Below are 401 nucleotides of genomic sequence, written 5' to 3'. Positions count from 1 at the left end.
CCGCGCAGTCCCACCGGCGCCTGCAGCCAGCCTGCCGAGCCGGCACGGGCCGTCTCCTCGCGATAGTGCACCAGGCGCGAGCGTTCGGCCCAGCCGTCGAGCAGTTCCGAAGCAGGCATGCCGGCCGGGGCGAAAGCGAGCACCAGATGGGCCACGTCTTCCAGCACCACGGGAGCATTGATCAGTTCGGCGGCCCGGGCCACAATCTCCTCCGGCGGGGCGTTCTCCAGGCTGAGCATGGTGAAAACCTCGTGCACCTGGCGCGATCGCTCCAGCTGCGCCAGCTGTCCGGCCACCAGCATGCGGTGCACCACCTCGGTGACCTCCACAAATCGGATGCGGCGGGTCACCAGGATGACCGGCAGGCCGGCGGTGCGGCCGGCCTCGCGCAGTGCGGCGGC

General features: G+C 71.1%; 1 pseudogene. It reads right to left on the bottom strand.

What is annotated here, in order from left to right:
* A pseudogene (locus AC5RUJ_RS18570) lies at positions 1–401 on the bottom strand (PucR family transcriptional regulator); the annotation flags it as partial.

Source organism: Arthrobacter sp. Y3223164, from assembly GCF_059091005.1.
This window is presented reverse-complemented; position numbering and strand designations above follow the sequence as displayed.